The sequence below is a fragment of the Filimonas lacunae genome (genome assembly GCF_002355595.1).
Lineage (GTDB): Bacteria > Bacteroidota > Bacteroidia > Chitinophagales > Chitinophagaceae > Filimonas > Filimonas lacunae.
On record NZ_AP017422.1, the window covers coordinates 5166021 to 5186005 of the forward strand.

11 protein-coding genes and 1 other RNA gene are annotated in these 19985 nt (G+C 44.7%); 4 read left to right on the top strand and 8 right to left on the bottom strand.

Annotated elements, in window-relative coordinates:
* Nucleotides 1-26 precede the first annotated feature (26 nt).
* The 3 genes from FLA_RS20290 to FLA_RS20300 form a co-directional block, all read right to left on the bottom strand.
* Nucleotides 27-7859, bottom strand: coding sequence for an Ig-like domain-containing protein (locus tag FLA_RS20290; protein WP_159445107.1), 7833 nt, complete (start codon nt 7857-7859; stop codon nt 27-29).
* Between the two features lie 80 nt (nt 7860-7939).
* The gene (locus FLA_RS20295) at nt 7940-9103 is read right to left on the bottom strand and encodes an ABC transporter substrate-binding protein (protein WP_076379311.1); all 1164 of its coding nucleotides are present in this window, start codon (nt 9101-9103) and stop codon (nt 7940-7942) included.
* A gap of 50 nt (nt 9104-9153) precedes the next feature.
* On the bottom strand, nt 9154-9762 hold the full coding sequence (locus FLA_RS20300; RefSeq protein ID WP_076379312.1) for a phage tail protein: 609 nt from the start codon (nt 9760-9762) through the stop codon (nt 9154-9156).
* A gap of 751 nt (nt 9763-10513) precedes the next feature.
* Here FLA_RS20300 and FLA_RS20305 point away from each other — a divergent pair.
* Complete coding sequence (locus tag FLA_RS20305) at nt 10514-12346, top strand: BamA/TamA family outer membrane protein (RefSeq protein ID WP_231940295.1); 1833 nt, start codon at nt 10514-10516, stop codon at nt 12344-12346.
* 3 nt (nt 12347-12349) lie between these two features.
* Here the strand turns inward: FLA_RS20305 and FLA_RS20310 are convergent, their stop codons facing one another.
* Nucleotides 12350-13720, bottom strand: coding sequence for a GH1 family beta-glucosidase (locus tag FLA_RS20310; protein ID WP_076379367.1), 1371 nt, complete (start codon nt 13718-13720; stop codon nt 12350-12352).
* Nucleotides 13721-13772: 52 nt separating this feature from the next.
* Nucleotides 13773-15029, bottom strand: a complete 1257-nt coding sequence (locus FLA_RS20315; RefSeq protein WP_076379313.1) for a peroxiredoxin family protein — start codon at nt 15027-15029, stop codon at nt 13773-13775.
* 94 nt (nt 15030-15123) lie between these two features.
* Here FLA_RS20315 and FLA_RS20320 point away from each other — a divergent pair, with 94 nt between their 5' ends.
* Together FLA_RS20320 and FLA_RS20325 are read left to right on the top strand one after the other, a co-directional pair.
* Nucleotides 15124-15519, top strand: coding sequence for a hypothetical protein (locus FLA_RS20320; RefSeq protein WP_076379314.1), 396 nt, complete (start codon nt 15124-15126; stop codon nt 15517-15519).
* 102 nt (nt 15520-15621) lie between these two features.
* Nucleotides 15622-16185, top strand: coding sequence for a DUF6934 family protein (locus tag FLA_RS20325; RefSeq protein WP_076379315.1), 564 nt, complete (start codon nt 15622-15624; stop codon nt 16183-16185).
* Nucleotides 16186-16478: 293 nt separating this feature from the next.
* Here the strand turns inward: FLA_RS20325 and fsa are convergent, their stop codons facing one another.
* From fsa to FLA_RS20340, 3 genes are all read right to left on the bottom strand, one after another.
* Complete coding sequence (gene fsa, locus FLA_RS20330; protein WP_076379316.1) at nt 16479-17132, bottom strand: fructose-6-phosphate aldolase; 654 nt, start codon at nt 17130-17132, stop codon at nt 16479-16481.
* A 96-nt stretch (nt 17133-17228) separates the two neighbouring features.
* Nucleotides 17229-17327, bottom strand: an RNA gene (ffs, locus tag FLA_RS20335) — signal recognition particle sRNA small type.
* Nucleotides 17328-17371: 44 nt separating this feature from the next.
* Nucleotides 17372-18661: a type IX secretion system plug protein gene (locus tag FLA_RS20340; protein WP_076379317.1), complete on the bottom strand. Its 1290-nt coding sequence runs from the start codon at nt 18659-18661 to the stop codon at nt 17372-17374.
* Nucleotides 18662-18748: 87 nt separating this feature from the next.
* On the opposite strand from FLA_RS20340, the gene FLA_RS20345 reads away from it, so the two are divergent.
* Complete coding sequence (locus FLA_RS20345) at nt 18749-19981, top strand: ABC transporter permease (protein WP_076379318.1); 1233 nt, start codon at nt 18749-18751, stop codon at nt 19979-19981.
* Nucleotides 19982-19985: the final 4 nt, after the last annotated feature.

The window sequence follows — 19985 nt, forward strand, 5'->3', positions numbered from 1 at the left end:
TCCTGATTTTCTTGTTTACAATACTGTTAACGGGTAAGTGTAATGGTTCCTTTTTTAATAATCCTGCCTTGCACAGTTAACACATAGAAATAAGTGTCGTCCTGGAACACACGCAGGGCTAATTTACCTTCCCAGTCGTTACTGTAATGCTCTTTTTCATAAATCATTTTACCGCTACGGTCAAAGATGCGCAGCACGTTATCCGGATAAGCATCAATGTTATCAATCACAAACTTGTCGTTAATACCATCACCGTTAGGGGTAATGATCACGTGTGGAGTGATTTTAAAGTCTTCAACTACCTGTACAGTCACATTCCCTGTTGCCTTACAGCCATTAATATCCGTTACCGCTACCGTGTATTGCGTGGTTACAAACGGACGGGCCGTTGGCGATGTACTTAATGGGAAGGTAAGCGAAGCAGCCGGAGTCCAGCTGGCAATAGCTATAGTAGTGGTAGAGCTTACAGACAGTTTTGTGGCATCTCCTTTAGAAACACTGCTTGCCGCACTGCTTACAGTAAGTACCGGTAATGGGCTTACCGTTACTACATAAGGCAGAGACGTAGCCATACATCCGTTTCCGTTGGTAACAGTGAGTGAATAAGTACCCGCTGTAGTAGCGGTATAAGACTGACCGGTTGCACCGGAAATAGCCGTTCCATTCAGATACCATTGGTTGCCGGTTGCAGACAACGAAGTAAACGTTACACTGCCTCCTGTACAGATGTTTAATGTACCGCTTACCGTTACCAGTGCTGTAGGTAAGGTAAACACTACAACTATCTGCGGCAGAGATACAGCCGAGCAGCCTGCGCCATTGGTAACACGCACCGTGTAAATACCACTGGCGGTAGCACTATAAGTGCTTCCTGTAGCCCCCGCAATAGCCACCCCATTATTAAACCACTGATTACCGGTAGCTGATGAGGAAGTAAGTGTTACACTGGCACCTAAACAGAAGTTTAAAGGACCACCAGGCGTAACAACCGGTATAGCAGGTGCATTGCTTACTGTTACAGTTGCAGTAACAGCCTTCGTACAGGTTCCATTGCTATAAGTATAAGTGATTACAGCTGTACCAGCGGCTATTCCCGTAACCAAACCAGTGCTGCTGTTAACCGTAGCCGCAGCAGTATTGCTACTGGTCCAGCTTCCACCGGCGGTGGTGTTAGACAACTGCGTGGTTAATCCTGTACAAACAGCTGTGTTACCAGTTATAGCTGCCAATACCGGTAAGGCATTTATTGTTACGGTAGCAGTGGCTGTATTGCTACAGGTTCCATTATTATAAGTATACGTAATAATGGTAGTATCAGCAGATACACCAGTTACCAAACCACTGTTATTGATTGTGGCCACAGCAGTGTTACTACTGCTCCAGCTGCCACCAGCAGTAGCATCAGCCAGTTGTGTGGTTAAGCCCGCACATACCGCAGTTGTTCCGGTAATGGCCGCTACAGCAGGCAGCGCATTGACAGTTACTGTAGTAGTAACAGCATTTACGCAGGTGCCACTATTATAAGTATAGGTAATAGTAGTAGAACCAGCTGACACACCGGTTACCAGCCCCGTAGTGCTGCTAATAGTAGCCACAGCAGTGTTGCTGCTGCTCCAGCTACCTCCGGTAGTGGCATCAGACAACTGGGTAGTAAGTCCTGCACAAACAGTAGTAGTTCCGGTAATAGCCGCCATCACCGGCAAAGCATTTACGGTAATAGTAACCGTTGCTGCATTGCTACAGGTTCCATTGTTGAAAGTATAAGACACTACAGATGTACCAGCCGACACGCCGGTTACCAGGCCTGTGCTGCTGATAGTAGCTACTGCAGTATTACTGCTACTCCAGCTACCACTTGCGGTTGCATCGGCCAGCTGTGTAGTTAATCCTGCACACACAGACGTTGTGCCTGTTATAGCTTCTACTGCCGGCAACGGTCTTACCGTTACTACAGTAGTAACAGCATTCGTACACAGACCATTACTATAAGTATAAGTAATAGTAGAGGCTCCCGCTGCTATAGCAGTTACCAGTCCCGTGCTGCTGATAGTAGCTGATGCGGTGCTGCTGCTGCTCCAGGTGCCACCTGAAGTAGCATTGGCCAGCTGCGTGGTTTGTCCCGAACAAACAGTGGTGCTACCCGTAATAGGTGCTACCACAGGAGTGGCATTTACGGTTATAGTAGCAGTGGCAGTGTTGTCACAGGTACCGTTATTATAGGTATAAGAGATAATGGCTGTTCCTGCCGACACACCGGTTACCAGGCCGGTAGCGGCATCTACAGTAGCGATAGCCGTATTACTGCTGCTCCAGCTGCCACCGGTAGTAGCATCGGCCAGCTGCGTAGTTAAACCGCTACACACCGTGGTAGTGCCTGTTATAGCAGCTACGGCAGGTAACGCATTTACGGTTATCGTAGTAGTAACCTGGTTACTACAGGTTCCATTATTGTACAGATATGTAATGGTGGTGGTACCAGCTGACACGCCGGTTACCAGGCCACTGGCATCTATAGTAGCAACAGCTGTATTACTGCTGCTCCAGCTGCCACCGGTAGTAGCATCAGCCAACTGGGTAGTTAAGCCGGCACATACACTGGTAGTGCCCGTAATAACATCTATCACCGGCAGTGCATTTACAGTGAGGCTAGCAGTAGCCGTATTGGTACAAATACCATTATTATACGTATACGTGATGATAGCGGTACCTGCTGCCACACCTGTTACCAGGCCAGCAGCATCTATGGTAGCTATAGCAGTGTTATCACTGCTCCAGCTGCCACCGGTAGTAGCGTCAGATAATTGAGTGGTTAAACCAGCACACACGCTGGTTGTTCCTGTAATAGCAGCTACCGCAGGTAATGCGTTTACAGTTATAGCTGCCGTAGACGTATTAGTACAGGTGCCGTTATTATAGGTATAGGTAATAGTAACAGTTCCTGCCAATACACCGGTTACCAAACCACTGGCATCTATGGTAGCCACAGCAGTATTGCTGCTGCTCCAGCTGCCACCGGAAGTAGCATCCGCCAATTGCGTAGTAAGTCCCGCACACACAGAAGTGGCACCGGTAATAGCAGCAACTACTGGCAGTGCGTTTACAGTAACGGCTGCTGTAGCCGTATTGGTACAGGTTCCATTATTATAAGTATAGGTGATAGTGGCGGTACCAGCAGTTACGCCGGTTACCAGGCCAGCTGCATCCACTGTAGCTATAGCCGTATTATCACTGCTCCAGCTACCGCCGGTGGTTGCATCCGCCAGTTGCGTAGTAAGTCCCGCACACACAGAAGTGGTACCGGTAATAGCAGCAACTACTGGCAGTGCGTTTACAGTAACGGTTGCTGTAGCCGTATTGGTACAGATTCCATTATTATAGGTATAGGTAATGGTGGTAGTACCCGCAGTTACGCCGGTTACCAGGCCAGCTGCATCTATGGTAGCCACAGCAGTATTGCTGCTGCTCCAGGTACCACCGGTAGTGGCATCCGCCAACTGCGTGGTTAAGCCCGCACATACCGTAGTAGTGCCCGTGATGGCAGCTACGGCAGGTAAAGCATTTACCGTTACTGTGGCAGTAGCAGTATTGCTGCAGGTTCCATTATTATAAGTGTAAGTAATAGTGGCGGTGCCAGCAGATACGCCGGTTACCAGACCAGCAGCATCTATGGTTGCTACAGCTGTGTTACTGCTGCTCCAGCTACCACCGGAAGTGGCATCAGCTAACTGGGTAGTTAAACCCGCACACACAGAAGTGGTGCCAGTAATAGCGGCTACTGCAGGTAAAGCATTTACAGTTACGGTTGTAGTAGAAGTATTGCTACAGGTACCGTTATTATAAGTATAGGTGATAGTGACTGTACCCGCAGCTACACCCGTAACCAGGCCAGCAGCATCTACTGTAGCCACAGCAGTATTGCTGCTGCTCCAGCTGCCACCGGTAGTGACATCAGCTAACTGGGTAGTTAAGCCGGCACAAACAGAGGTAGTACCAGTAATAGCAGCAACAGCCGGCAATGCATTCACCGTAATGGTGACAGTAGCCGTATTGCTACAGGTACCATTGTTAAAGGTATAAGTAATAGTGGCAGTACCAGCAGATACGCCGGTTACAAGCCCACTGGCATCTATAGTAGCTACAGCCGTATTACTGCTGCTCCAGCTGCCACCGGTAGTGGCATCAGCTAACTGGGTAGTTAAGCCGGCACAAACAGAGGTAGTACCAGTAATAGCAGCAACAGCCGGCAATGCATTCACCGTAATGGTGGCAGTAGCCGTATTGCTACAGGTACCATTGTTATAAGTATAAGTAATAGTGGCGGTACCAGCAGATACACCGGTTACAAGCCCACTGGCATCTATGGTAGCCACAGCAGTGTTGCTGCTGCTCCAGCTGCCACCAGCGGTAGCATCTGCCAGTTGCGTAGTTAAGCTGGCACAAACGGATGTGGTTCCGGTGATAGCAGCTACAACAGGTAAAGCATTCACCGTAATGGTAGCAGTAGCAGTATTGCTACAGGTACCATTATTATAAGTATAAGTAATAGTGGCGGTACCAGCAGATACGCCGGTTACAAGCCCGCTGGCATCTATGGTAGCCACAGCAATGTTGCTGCTGCTCCAGCTGCCGCCGGTAGTAGCATCTGACAATTGTGTAGTTAAACCGGCACACACAGTTGTGGTGCCGGTAATAGTGGCTACTGCCGGTAAAGCATTCACTGTAATGGTAGCAGTAGCCGTATTGCTACAGGTACCATTATTATAAGTATAAGTAATAGTGGCGGTACCAGCAGATACGCCGGTTACAAGCCCGCTGGCATCTATTGTAGCCACAGCAGTGTTACTACTGCTCCAGCTACCACCGGCAGTGGCATCAGCCAGCTGCGTGGTTAAACCAGCGCACACGGCTGTAGTTCCTGTAATAACATCCACTACAGGAACGGCATTTACTGTTACGGTAGCAGTAGCTGTGTTGGTACAGCTGCCATTATTGTAAGTATAGGTAATAGTAGTAGTACCAGCTGAAACACCGGTTACCAGGCCTGTGCTGCTGATAGTGGCTACAGCCGTATTGCTACTGCTCCAGCTGCCACCAGAGGTAGCATCAGCCAGCTGTGTATCAGATCCGGCACATACAGTAGTAGTTCCGGTAATAGCAGCTACTGCCGGTGTTGCATTTACCGTTACTGTAGCAGTGGCAGTATTACTACAAGTGCCATTGTTAAAGGTATAAGTAATAGTAGCAGAACCTGCCGTTACGCCGGTTACCAGGCCACTGGCGTCAACGGTAGCCACAGCTGTATTGCTGCTGCTCCAGCTGCCCCCTGCAGTAGCATCGGCCAGTTGGGTGGTTAAACCTGTACAAACAGTAGTAGTGCCGGTGATGGCAGCAACTGCAGGTAAGGCATTGACCGTTACAGTAGTGGTAGCCGTATTACTACAGGTGCCATTATTATAGGTATAAGTAATCGTAATGGAACCAGCAGACACGCCCGTTACCAGGCCAGTGCTGTTAATGGTAGCCACAGCTGTATTACTGCTGCTCCAGCTGCCACCAGTGGTAGCATCGGCTAACTGGGTAGTTAAACCGGCACATACAGATGTGGTACCGGTAATAGCGGCTACTGCCGGAGTGGCATTTACAGTTATGGTTGCCGTAGCCGTATTAGAACAGGTTCCATTATTATAAGTATAGGTAATGGTAGTAGTACCGGCTGTTACACCTGTTACTAAACCACTGGCATCTATGGTAGCCACAGCAGTGTTACTGCTGCTCCAGCTACCGCCGGTGGTAGCATCGGCCAGTTGAGTAGTGAACCCGGTACATACAGATGTGGTGCCAGTGATGGCAGCAACTGCAGGTAAGGCATTTACGGTTACCGTTGTTGTAGCCGTGTTAGTACAGGTACCATTATTATAAGTGTAGGTAATGGTAGCGGTTCCGGCAGATACACCGGTAACCAGCCCACTGGCATCTATGGTAGCTATGCCTGTGCTACCGCTGCTCCAGCTGCCCCCGGTAGTGGCATCTGCCAACTGTGTTGTTAAACCGGCACAAACCGTAGTTACACCAGTGATGGCAGCCACTGCCGGCACTGGATTTACAGTAATAGTAGTGGTGGCCGTGTTGGTACAAGTACCATTATTATAGTTATAAGTTATTGTAGCGGTTCCTGCAGACACGCCTGTTACCAGGCCCGTGCTGCTGATAGTAGCTACCGCAGTGTTACTACTGCTCCAGCTGCCACCGGCAGTAGCATCTGCCAGCTGGGTAGTCAAACCTGCGCATACAGATGTAGTGCCTGTAATGGCAGCAACTGCCGGCAGCGCATTTACTGTAACCGTTGCAGTGGCCGTGTTGGTACAGGTACCATTATTATAGGTATAAGTTATTGTAGCCGTACCAGCAGATACACCGGTTACCAGCCCACTGGCATCTATGGTAGCCACAGCAGTATTACTGCTGCTCCAGCTGCCGCCGGTGGTAGCATCGGCCAGTTGGGTAGTCAAACCTGCACAAACGGAAGTGGTGCCGGTAATAGCAGCCACTGCTGGTTGAGCGTTTACTGTTACAGTAGTGGTGGCAGTATTCGTACAGGTTCCATTGTTATAAGTGTATGTAATGGTGGCAGTACCAGCAGATACGCCGGTTACCAGACCTGTGCTGCTGATAGTAGCGATGCCTGTACTACTGCTACTCCAGCTACCTCCTGCTGTAGCATCGGCCAGTTGGGTTGTTGAACCGGCACAAACCGTAGTGGTGCCCGTAATGGCAGCGACTGCCGGCATTGTGTTAGCAGTAACATTTACAGTTAAAGTACTAGAAGCAGAACCATCACTTAATGTAATCACAAAATTATCCGTACCTGTATAGCTTGTATTAGGTGTAAGCGTTAAACCAGCAGGTGTAACACTATCTCCTGTAGAAGTAGTAGAATAAGGGAAACCACCTAGTGTAGCATGTGCGGGTGCAGTAGTTACACTCCAGGTAAGCGTTTGACCGGTATTACCATCATACCCTTTTAACAAAGTATTTAAGTTTACCACTCCCCCGTTTTGACAATATGCCAATGTAGTAGGAGAAGTTCTCGCAAAAACAGGAGGAATATTAATATTCAAGGTAGAAGAAGTGGTGCTGATACCATTGGTAGTAGAACCAGGTGAGGTGTTATCTCCCGTCCAGTTACTTGTGTTGTTTAAGCGGGCCAGCCAGGTAGCTTTATCAGTAAAGGTTGTTGGCCCGTTATATTGTACGTTCCTCTGAAAACCCGCACCTCCCGTCATGCCCACAGCAGTAGTACCTTTGGTAAGTGTATTCTGACTGCCGTTTCCATCAGGAAAGTTGGAATCGCGCAAGGACATAGTCACAACAGTATTCCAACCCGTAGCATCTACTGCGCCATCATTGGTGTTATTAAACCCATAAATAAAATATGGATTATTATCAGCTCCCTGGTAAATAAAAATCCCATCACCAGTATTGGTAATAGGATCAGTTACCGTATAACCTACCACATTGGAAAGCTGTGCATTCAAACTGTCACCAGTAGAATTGTTAGCCATTTTGGGGCCACTGTTGGGGTCTGAATTCTTTTGCTGAAAACGAATGGATAGCAATGTTCCTGCCGGAACAGCTGTTGCCCCTACCGTCCAGGTGAATACTCCATCTCCGGTAGCTGTGCCGGTCCATTGCTGGGTGCTGTTGTTCCATCCATAGTCGGTGAATTTAACCACCGTTCCGGAAGGAATAGTGGCCAGCGTAACAAAGTTTACAACGTTGGTATAGGTGTTCCAACCCGTCATTACAATATCACCGGGACTAAGCGTTTGTGCGTTGACCTTACAAAGGCAGCAAAGCATACAACACAGTAAAAACAAGCGTTTACTACGCTGGAGTAGAAATGTAATCATATGGTACGGTTCAAAAAGTGAAAGTTAGTTTATACACACAGGTAAGGGTTTTGCCAGCCGCTTACATTTTCGTCGTGTATCTGTTTAAAAACATCGTGATTATATTCTAATGAGCGCCCCTGTGCTATCACCAGTTTGGCAACTGCACCTGCACCCAGTTTTATTTTTTCTATATCAATGAGAGGAGTTTTATAAGCACTGTTCAGATAAAAATTCCGCTCGCCACGGGGGCTATACACTACCTGGCTTTGTAACAACTGTTGCACTTTTGCCCAATCGCGTTTTTGCAACTCGGGAAAAAGTGCCGTAAGCACCAGGCCCATTTCGTAACCCAGCAGTGCAAATACATCAGGCTTTCTTCCTGTGAGGTGGATGTAAGCCTTTTTAAATTCTGTATTATTTCGTTCTTCCGATTCGTAGTTGTACATAGGAGCTGCATAGCACTCCAACTGCAAATCGGCCACCTGCTGCAACATTTCATCAGCCGCCATATGCGTGCTGATGAGCAGCGGAATATGTTCACTTAATCCAGACTCTTTGTAAGCCTTTAAAAATTCAATGGCCTCTTTACCACATACAATTACATGTATATAAGCGGGTGGATTAGCACGCATTTTTTCTACAAATACATGTATGTGCTGTTGCACCATGCTTCTGCTTAAATCTCCCCCATGCAATATTTCGTAATCCATTACTGTGGCCCCGGCCATCACAGCACCCTGGCGAAAAGCGCTATGTAAATGATAGCCCGCATCGTACACCGACATTGCCACCACACCTTTGTCGCCAAATTGTTTATGTGCCCAATAACCTAAAGCATATTCCGATTGCCAGAATTGAAAACTGTTAAAGAAAACGTGACTGGACTGCAACTCCTGTGAGGGAATACACTCGCCCATATCTGTAAAAAAACCTATACGGTTAGCAGTTTCCAGTAAAGGCACCAGCGCCTTTGCAGTTTTATAACTAACCAGGCCGGCAATAATGTCGGCCTGGTTAAAAAACAATAACTTCTTAACAGCCTCTTCCACCTCTTTCTGGCTTCCTTGTTTTACATATTCGGGGATAAACTCGAAAAAGCCGCTTTTAATAATAGCTTGCGGCAATGCAGCATAAACGCCACTTACCAGGGCTCCGGACAATTCCGGGTAGATGGAAGAATATGGAACAAGCAAACCGATGCGTATAGGCATAACAAAAGGGTGTTTACAATGCGTTGGCGTGAAGTAGTATGTTTGTTGAATTAGTTCCTGGATGGATAAATACCTTCCAAAGCAATAATGTAGTTAATAGCCAGGTAAGGCTGAATGTTATCGTGTGGCTGATTCCCGCCTGTCAGGCTGTTGGTTACTGTAGGTAACGGAACAGTGATATTGGAAACAGTAACTGCACCTGCATTCATGTTTACCGGTGTACCTGCACTGCCATAAACAGTAGCACCCGCAGCAGTATCCTGCGCAGGGTAATTGCCACCAGGCAAATCAGAACCGCCAGGACCGTTAATACCTTTTAAGGTTGCAGTAGCACTGCTTGCTCCCGAACCGGCTGCCACTGTTGCAATGTGTGTATGTTGCGGAATCTGTGTGGTGATTAAAGTAACAGTTTCCACACCTGATTGCTGTCCCAGTACATAACTGCTAAGCCCCGGGCCTTGACCGGTACCTACCGGAACACGGCTGGCAAAATTGGGTAATGCAAAAGTGGTTTGTCCGTTCCCCCCATAAGTAGTGCCTAACAAAGAAAATAAAGCAGTGTTTTGAGCAATAGAAAGGATCTGCCCCTGACAAAATGCCCAGCCGCGTGGGGCAAAATTTGCGGCCCATAAGAGAATTGCTGATAAGAACGCTTCCATTGAGATTGGTTTATATTGATGAATAAAAAACCTACTTACAATGGCTTTTCCAGGATGGATTTCAGCTAATGTAGAAAGAATATGTAATAAACAAGAGTATTTTTAACTTTTTTTTATTGCTTATTTAAGGTTATAGCCCCTTATCTGCTTAATAGTAAATCTTTTCACAATATATAATATAAGCTCATCTATGCGCAGAAAGTAAGCCTGCATTGTTAAATTACTTTTTTATTATTTAAACAATTTTCTGTTTAAACAAGCTCTTATCCAACGTTTCATTATTCCTTCTAACGAAAAACAGGTTGCTCATTTTTATTTAATTGTGTGCTCCTGAAGAGGAACATTTTGCTTTAAGGTATTTTATGCAGCAATAAAGCATTTCCCCTAAATCTGACCCTTACTCCGGTAAACTAACATTGGAACTGATTTTTCAATTATTTAACCCGATGCCAAAACTATATTTGTTGTCTTTTCAAAACCATTTGTTGCATTTTCAGGCAGGCTCCCCTAAAACATTACCGACGTAAACGACTCAAATACCGATAAAACAGCAGCCGTAAACCGTTTTCAGGGCTATCGATTTACGGAAAACCACAATCCATTTGTACAGTTTATTACACAGCTTTATTGAGCATAATTATTGTATGCAACAAAGCGTTATATTTCATGCTCATTAAGGTGTCATCTTATTTGGTAGTTTAAATTTTTTCAACCAACTGTGGGTTTTATTACTAAAATATCTCTGTTCTGTTTGTTTGTTTGCCTGTACTATTCAGGTATAAGCCAGCAAAAAGACAGCATTATTTCCTCTGCCGCAGACAGCACACAGAAAGTGCCTAAAAAGCACGACAACATTTTTAAAAAAGCGGGCGAGTTTATCTTGAATACCGTAACCCGCAGCGCAGGCAACGATAGCACGCAGGCTATTTTAAACGTAAGAGTAGAAGACCCCTACCTGCCCTATAAGGATAAAATTATCCGGAGCATTTACATTAAACAGCTGGGTTTTGAAAACCCCATTACCGACACTTCGCACCGTATCACTTATTTTGGCACCCGCCTGCTTAACAACACCCACCGTAAAACACGGGATTGGGTAATACGAAATAACCTGTTTATAAAAGCGGGCGATCCTATCAGTGTTTTGAGAATGGCCGATAACGAACGCTATTTACGTTCGCTTAATTTTATACAGGATGCCAGGATTATAGTAAAACCTATTGCCAATGATGAGGATTCGGTAGATGTGGAAGTAATTACCAAAGACCTGTTCTCTATTCAATTTGAGCTAAGCGATGCCAGCACAGACAGGGCCAGGGGTAAAATTGGCGATGCTAATGCTTTTGGTATGGGACAATTGATGCAGGTGAGATGGTTATTTGAAAAACAGCGCGAGCCGGGATCGGGATTTGAATTTTTATATACCAAAAACAACGTGTGCAATACTTTTGTAAACGCCAGTTTAAGCTATTCCCGCATTAACAATAACCTGCGTGATGGCCGGCAAAATGAAACCAGTTGGCGCGTAAGCTTCGACCGGCCTTTATATTCACAATACGCACACTATACCGGGGCACTGGTACTGGGCACCAGCGAATCGTTCAACAACTACCTCCAACCAGACAGTGTGTTTTACCATTACCGGTATAAGGTAATTGATGGCTGGATTGGTTATAACCTGCGTACAGGTACTACAGAATATAACCGCCAGTTGATAAGCTTCCGGTATATGAACACACCTTTTGCTTTTCAGCCTGCGCAAATTGGCAACAAGTACGATGAAAGGTACAACAGCAAACAAGCCATATTAGGTTCATATACATTCTTTAAACAAAACTTTTATAAAACCAACTACCTCTACGGCTTTGGTACTACAGAGGATGTACCTTATGGCTACAATGTGGCTTTAACAGGTGGTTGGTATGAGCAAAACACACTGGGAAGGGCTTATGCCGGTGTGGATGCCAACCGTTATATTGTTACTCTGAGAGGCAATATTATCCAGTATTTTTTACGTGCCCGGGGCTTTATGCACGAGGGCGACCTGCAGGATGCCGCTATACTGGCTGGCGCCAGTTATTACAGCAGGCTGTTAATGATGCGTAATACAAAGGTGAGACAGTATTTTCGTTTTAGTGCCACGCGGCAGTATAACAGGCTAACATTTGATCCGCTACGCATTGACAATCCTTTTGGCATACGCTACTTTAGCTCAGACAGCGCTATAGGCAACCGTCGTTTCAGCATGCACAGCGAAACTTACTTCTTTCTGAAATACAAGTTATTCGGCTTTAAGTTTGCACCATTTGTATTTGGCGATGCCAGTTATATTACTCCGGAAAAAGCATCGCTTCAAAAGTCAGATCTGTATTATTTCATCGGAGGTGGTGTAAGAACCCGTAACGAGAACTTTGTATTTGGAACGATTGAGTTACGGGCATTGTATTATCCAAAGGTGCTACCCTATACCAGTCAGTTTAAAATTATGATCAACACCGGGCTCAACTTCCGCTTTAACAGCACTTATATTAAAGCACCAGGCATTATTCAATTGAATAACGACGACAATAACAGTATTTTTTAGCGGCTACTTACTCTTCTTATGTAAAAAATCACGAAACCAGTAGCCTGAATTTTTAATGGTACGCAGTTGGGTAGCAAAATCTACATAGATCAATCCAAAACGTGCTTTATAGCCTTCCGCCCATTCAAAGTTGTCCATCAGGGTCCAGGCAAAATAACCTTTGATATTTACTCCCTCCTGCTTGGCTTTTAGCACAGCCTGTAAGTATTCCTGAAAATAAGCAATGCGCGCTTCATCTTTCACTTCTCCATTTACCAGCTCATCTTTGAAAGCAGCGCCGTTTTCAGAGATAATGATTTCTTTTACTCCGCCATACAGCCAGAATTTTTTAATTAACCGGTAAAAGCTTTCGCCATTAATTTCCCAGCCCATACCTGTGTAAGGCACCTTACGGGTTTTGGCTTTTACTTCCATAGCCTGTATAACAGGTATGATAGGGCTATACTTGATTACTATAGGGAAGTAGTTTTGCAAACCTATAAAGTCAAAATTAAAACGCATGCGCTCGGTATACTTCCAGGCTTTGGCGTGTATTTCCAGTTTCTCCAGGAATTTAAAATCATCTTTGGGATAACCTCTTCCCAATGCCGGCTCTACAAACAAACGGTTTAACAGAATATCCATTCTTTTAGCAGCCATTACATCTTCTGTACGGTCACTATAAGGGATTACTTCCGAGCAGGAGAAAGTGGTGCCTATACGGGCATGCGGTACCAGGTCGCGTATAACCCTGCCACCATCGGCCTGGCACATAACAGCGTTATGTATAGCGGGAAGAAAATTAGACATGCCTGTTTTACCGGGAGCATGTTTACCCAGCATATATCCCAGCGAGGTAAAGCCCATAGGTTCATTGAGTATAATCCAGTTTTTTACACGGTCGCCAAAGGCTTCGGCACATATGGTAGCGTAACGGGTAAACCAGCGGGTCATGCGGTAGCTGGTCCAGCCCCCTTCCTTTTCCAGGGCATGTGGTAAATCCCAATGATACAGGGTAACATAAGGTTCCAGTCCCAGTTTCAGGCATTCATCAATTACCTTATTGTAAAAGGCAATGCCCTCTTTATTTACCTTACCAGTGCCATCCGGTAAAATACGTGGCCAGGATATGGAGAAACGGAACACCGTAAATCCCAATGCCCTGGCCAATAATAGATCATCTTTATAACGGTAGTAAAAATCACATCCTTCGTAAGGTTTGTGACCTCCCTTTATTTTGCCCTGACGGCGCGAGAACACATCCCATATGGATAACCCGCGACCGTCAATGTTATAAGCTCCTTCATTTTGCTGGGCTGCCATAGCCACTCCCCACAAAAAATCATCACCAAACTGGCTGGCTGCCAGTTTACCCCCCTTGTGGATTACGCTCATAGTGCCTGCATATTTAACAGCAAACATGCAACAGCTATTCCAATTTGCTGTGTTAAGGTTTTGTTACCGCTCCTTCGGCCAGCAATTCATTCATCAGCTTTTCAAATTCATTCTTATAAGTGGTGAAATAAGCGCCGGTGCCCGGACCAACAAACCCGTTGTCAATCTTCCTTACTTTACCCGTTCTGTCCAGTATAATAGAGGTGGGAAATGATTTGATTCTGGTAAATTGAGGTAAGGTTTTTTCGGTGCGTAAAGTATCCGTTACCGATACTCCGGTAATAAGAATAGGATAAGTTACATTAAAACGCTGCTGAAATTTACGCAGGCTTTGCTGTGAACGGTTGAAATCGGTAGTATACTCATACGCTAATGCTACTATCTCTACCCCACGCGCCTGATTTTTGCGGTAGTATTCGCTCAGAAAAGCGGTTTCATCCATACAGTTAGGACACCAGGATCCCATTAACTGAATAATCACCACCTTGTTTTTAAAACGATCGTCTTTGATGCTTACTTCCTTGCCTTCCATGTCTTTAAAACGGAAATCGGGATATCCCTCTTCGCCTTTTTTCACATACATAGCAGCCAGATCGGGCAAAGTAGCGGTATCGTTACGCACAGCTGTCCAGCCCTGTTTGCTGGTTAAGCCAGCGTAGAACATGCCATCTGTCAATTTCCCCTCTTTTAATTCAGCCCTGATTACAAAAGCATGACTGCCATCGAAAGTAGACAACAGCAGGGTGTTACCATTCATACGCCCTTCCAGGAAACGGTAGTCGCCTGTAGGAGTTAGTATGCTACCGGTAACCGCTTTTCCTTTTTGGGTAAACACGCCAATAGCGGGTTCATCGGGTTTGCCTTCTTTATCTAAAAACTGCACAGACCACTTACCGGTTACCGTACCTGCAGTGCTACCTGCCTGCGGCTGAAAACGGTAGGTATAACGGGTAGAAGCCGTAAATGGCATTTCAATGTTTTTACCGGATGAAGTGGCTTTTACCCAAACACCACTTATGCTGTCTTTAGAGAAGATACGGGTACGAAAGGCCGATTCGAAGAAAGGCATATTAAAATTCATAGAATCACCTTGCAACTGCACATCTGTTACCGCCAGCTTTTCAGCCGCATTCAGAATGTATAGTACAGGTTTGCTCTTTTGCCAGGCAAGCTGGAAATTGAAAACAATATCGTTACCATCTGCCCGGTGCAGTAAAGCACGCCATTTTCCGGTAGTCAACTTATTTTGCGCCGCTGCAAACTGTCCAAAGGCCAGCACTGCCATTACCAATACGGTTACTTTCTTCATGTACATATGTAAGGGATCTAGTGAACAAATTTACTACTAATCGCTTTGTATTAACCGATGTAGTTAGCTTTGCCACCTACAAGTATATCCTACTATGAAGCGTTTGATGCATTTATCGGCCATTTGCCTGTTTTTCATCCTGTGCAGCACTACTGCTAAAGCCCAGCAACCTCCTGTGGTGGACAGTATTTACTTCCATTTATATACCGACAGCCTGAAAAAAGGCGTGTACAATTATATTAACGTAGATGCCAAAATGAGCAACGGCAGCTGGCGTCCTTTAACCAGCAAAGACCTGTTATTGGAAACATCCTATGGCAAGTGGGATGAAAACAGCCTGATTATTGACACCGCTTTTAAAGGCGCTTATGTAGAAGTAAAAGCAACATTGAAATCCAGACCGGAATTAACCCGCAGTGTTAAAATATACATGAAAGTATTGCCTGACCCTCCGTTGAAAACAGAAGCGGAGTTGAAAAGAAGATGGTAGCCAAAGCAAGATATTTTTTAGTGAACTAAAAGTTTCGAAAAACACCTTTTTCACTTCTTATAAAGAAGTATTGCTAACAAATTCACTATTCAAATACAACTTATGGCCATTGCTGTAAAAATTGACTTTGACGATGTATATGAGATAGATCCGGAATCCGAAGAGATGACCTCTGCAACCTTTTCTACTATTCTTACAGATGGAACAATTACACCACTTTGGATAGAAATTCAGCCACCAAGTGATTTATTGCCTAAAGTATACAATCTGGCCTTTGGCCCACATGATAAAAAAGGAGAGTTAGACGACAGCGCTGAACTAACACATCAAAACTATTCAAAAGTCTTTTCAACAATTTTGCTTCATGCCAAAGCATACCTAACCTTATATCCGGATCATTATTTAGGCATAGATGGTTCTAACAATGCAAGAGCTTTTCTCTATTACCGTCAAATGCTTCGAAATTTCGCCTACCTGGATGAACATTTTAACATGGGGGCTTTAAAATACTATGTCCGAATTACCCGTTTTGGAAAAACGCACTACGAAAATCCATTCGACTTCACAGATATACTCCCTGAAGTTGTAAAAATTACAAAAGACAGCCCTAAACGAGTTGATCATATGTATAACTATTTCATTTTTAACAACAAAGACAAGAATTAACTAATCCAGAAATCTCCATTTAAAAAATTGTAACTTTATGTACATGAAGGATAAGAAGATAAAGTGACGTTCTTAATTGAAAAAGCAAAAACAAAGCCTAAAGCAGATTTATCTAAGGCGAAGGTGTCTGCTATACGCCGTAGATCATCTTTGCATCAGATTATAAAAAACGAACAACAGGCTTCCTCTTTTATGGCAGCTTTAAAAGTTTTATAGAAATACATCATCAATATAAGATCATAAAAAAGGCCGATGCAAATGCATCAGCCTTTTTTATGATCAGTAAGTTAAGACTACATTTTTTTAGCATCTTCCAGAAACTTAGCCAGGCCAATATCAGTTAAAGGATGCTTTAACAGCGCCAGGATAGAATCTAAAGGACAAGTACAAACATCTGCACCAGCTTCTGCGCAACGAATGATGTGGTTAGCGTTACGGATAGAAGCAGCCAGGATTTCAGTTTTGAAGCCCTGAACAGCAAAGATTTGTGCAATTTGCTCAATCAGTTGAACGCCATCCCAACCGCTGTCGTCAATACGACCCAGGAATGGAGAAACATATGTAGCTCCTGCTTTAGCAGCCAGAATAGCCTGACCAGCAGAGAATATTAAAGTACAGTTGGTTCTGATTTTGTTATCAGTAAACCATTTGATAGCTTTTACACCATCTTTAATCATCGGAACTTTTACAACGATGTTCGGATTTAAAGCTGCCAGCTTTTTACCTTCTTCTACCATTTCTTCAAAAGTCACAGACAGCACTTCTGCACTAACATCCTTTTGACCTACAATCTGGCAAATGGCTTTATAATGATTATTAATAGCATCAGTACCTTTAATGCCTTCCTTTGCCATTAATGAAGGGTTAGTAGTAACACCATCTAAAATTCCTAAGTCGTTGGCTTCTTTGATCTGGTCGAGATTGGCCGTGTCGATAAAAAATTTCATAAAATTTACCCGGAGCGGGCGCAATTTGAGTTAGATAATAACCCCTGAGAAACTTATGATAATCACCCCCTTCAGGGGATTAGGAGGATAAAAGAAAAAAGGCAGGCTTAATACATCGCACCGCTCAACCACCTACCCTTGCTACCTTCCGGTCCTGGGGGAGTTCAGCAGGAGCTGGTCGTGTATGACCTGCCGGGTGCAAATGTAGTCATTTGCAATTGAACGCCAAATATTTCGCTCTATTTTATAGAGGAATCTTTTACAGTACGACTGTTGATGGTAGTATAGCCTACTAACCTATCATAACGATCACTGAAACCACGATAATATACAAGTATGGTGTAAGCATTTTCGGTTTCCCAGTAGTTGCCATCAGTTAAGGCAACTTCGGCATGATTGCTTTCGCCGGTGTTGGTGGTAGCGTAAGTGTAAGTATAATAGCCTTGTTTTAAAAACATAGTAGTTTCATACACACCCTTTTCTGCATTAAAGGTTAACCGCGTTTGATCGTTATATTGATAATTGGTAAACTGCCCGGCCAGGTACACATCTTTACCCGGATAGGGTTGACGGCTCAGCGGCACGTATACAAAGTTTACGGTAGCATAATCCCCCTGCCACCATACATTAATATTGTCGGTAGATCTGGCTTCCGAAAAACCATTTAAATCGGCATAGGTCATGTAACGACCCTGTGTACGCTCCCCATCCGGTTTCAGCCATACCTGAAAAGGTTGCTCTTTCAGGTTGGCATGATCCATTCTGTCGCTTAAAAAACGGTAGCTTCCCAAATCCACCCAACGGTATTCTTTTCCGGCAGGAAACAGAAAGTCGCGCTCACCATTATATTCAAACAGGTTACCACGCATAAACATGGGCTGCTTACCGGCAATAGCATTATCCCAGCGATAGTTTTGCATTACCACCACCTGCAATTGCTGCGATGGGTTTAAGATGTTCAATGCCGTTTTATCCAGCGTAAACTGTATTTTCTGGTGTGAGCGTATTTTAGTTTGATCGAAAGGCTGTAATACCTGGGCGCTCACAGGCACCACCTGGTCAAACACCAGTATGCGGCGGGTAAAAGCCAGCTGTGAGGTATCGCCATTCAAATACACTTTCAACAAATAGTTACCGCTTTTATTAGGCACACAGTTACGCTCGGGCAATGTGGCCTGGTAATGTACATATTGCGTGGTGGCTATAGAAGAATTACGATATTGCGTCAACCGGTTTTGTGTAAAGCCGGCGAGGTAATCGAACGGACTTAAATCAACCGGCGTCCAATTAGCATTACATAACTGGTAAGTATAGCTGTAGTTTTTAACATAAGCATCCAGATCGTCAAAATGCAGCTCCAACGCCCCTATCGATCCGGTGGTCATGGCAGGATAAGTGGTTTGATCGCCTGCAGCAAACAAACTTACAGCCTGTATATTATCCATATACACCTGATCGGGCAAGCGCTGCTGCGCCATACCTGTTACCGTCATCAACACACCTATAGCCAGGATACAATATTGCTTCATCTTATTTTTTTAAAATGAGTAATGCTTTGTAGCACAGCACCGAAAATAAAACTTTTTCACTGGCTATTCCTTAGCTTTACCCGACAAATGAATGTACCGGCTTTTATAGCACAACGAATAGCATTTAACAGGCAACGCTCTTTTTCGAGATTTATTATACGCCTGGCAACTGCCGCCACTGCATTAAGTGTTGCGGCTATGATTATTACCGTTTCGTTTGTAAATGGTTTTCAAAACACCATCAGTCAAAAAGTATTCAGCTTCTGGGGCCATATCCGTGTGCAGGAGTTTGAGCCAAGCAAAGCACTGGTAGCAGAAGAAACGCCCCTGGCACAAAACCAGGAAGTGGTACGGATTCTGCAACATACGCCAGGTGTAAAGCAGGTACAGGCATTTGCCACCAAATCGGCCGTCATTGATAAAAACCGGGAAATAGAAGGCGTGATGTTTAAGGGCGTGGATGAACACTACGACTTTAGCAACCTGGATAACTTTTTAACCGAAGGGCGCTGGCCACGTTTTACCGATAGCTTATATAGCAAAGACATTATTGTATCACAGATTGTAGCACGCCAGCTGAATATACAGCTGAACGACTCCGTAAACGTATACTTCATATCTCCCGAAACAGGCAAAAGCAATTTTCGCAAGTTGCAGGTATGTGGTATTTATAAAACCGGCATTGAAGAATATGATAACCTGTTTGCTATTGGCGATATACGGTTATTGCGCCGCATTAATAAATGGGATAATAACGAGATAGGCGGCTATGAGTTGTTTTTGAACAACTACCGCGATATGGACACTCTTAGCATACAGCTGTACGATAAGCTGCCGGATGCCTGGGTAAGCCGCACCATCAGGGAAGTATATCCCAATATTTTCGACTGGCTGAATATTATTGATGTAAACCAGAATGTACTGTTTGCTATTATGGGTATAATAGCCATTATCAACCTCATCACCTGCCTGCTGATACTGGTGCTGGAACGGGTGCGTATGGTGGGTATTTTAAAGGCATTGGGCAACCCTGACTGGGGCATTCAGAAAATATTCCTCTACCATACCGCTATTATTTCGGGCAGGGGCATAGCCATAGGCCTGGTAGCCGGGTTAAGCATTTGCCTGTTTCAACAGTACACCGGCTTTATTACCCTGGACGAAAGCGCTTACTATGTTTCCGTAGCGCCTATTCATGTGGTATGGTGGCAGGTGGCTGCCATATGCCTTATTACCTTGCTGGTATGTATAGCCACCCTTATCATTCCCACACTGCTGGTAAAAACCATTAAGCCGGTAAAAGCTATCCGTTTTAGTTAATATC

Bases quoted from the DNA above. Each gene is read 5' to 3' on its own strand.
- FLA_RS20315 (WP_076379313.1), bottom strand. From the start codon at position 15,029: ATGAAGAAAGTAACCGTATTGGTAATGGCAGTGCTGGCCTTTGGACAG.
- FLA_RS20310 (WP_076379367.1), bottom strand. From the start codon at position 13,720: ATGAGCGTAATCCACAAGGGGGGTAAACTGGCAGCCAGCCAGTTTGGT.
- FLA_RS20345 (WP_076379318.1), top strand. From the start codon at position 18,749: ATGAATGTACCGGCTTTTATAGCACAACGAATAGCATTTAACAGGCAA.
- FLA_RS20300 (WP_076379312.1), bottom strand. From the start codon at position 9,762: ATGGAAGCGTTCTTATCAGCAATTCTCTTATGGGCCGCAAATTTTGCC.
- FLA_RS20320 (WP_076379314.1), top strand. From the start codon at position 15,124: ATGAAGCGTTTGATGCATTTATCGGCCATTTGCCTGTTTTTCATCCTG.
- FLA_RS20325 (WP_076379315.1), top strand. From the start codon at position 15,622: ATGGCCATTGCTGTAAAAATTGACTTTGACGATGTATATGAGATAGAT.
- FLA_RS20340 (WP_076379317.1), bottom strand. From the start codon at position 18,661: ATGAAGCAATATTGTATCCTGGCTATAGGTGTGTTGATGACGGTAACA.
- FLA_RS20290 (WP_159445107.1), bottom strand. From the start codon at position 7,859: ATGCTTTGCTGCCTTTGTAAGGTCAACGCACAAACGCTTAGTCCCGGT.
- fsa (WP_076379316.1), bottom strand. From the start codon at position 17,132: ATGAAATTTTTTATCGACACGGCCAATCTCGACCAGATCAAAGAAGCC.
- FLA_RS20295 (WP_076379311.1), bottom strand. From the start codon at position 9,103: ATGCCTATACGCATCGGTTTGCTTGTTCCATATTCTTCCATCTACCCG.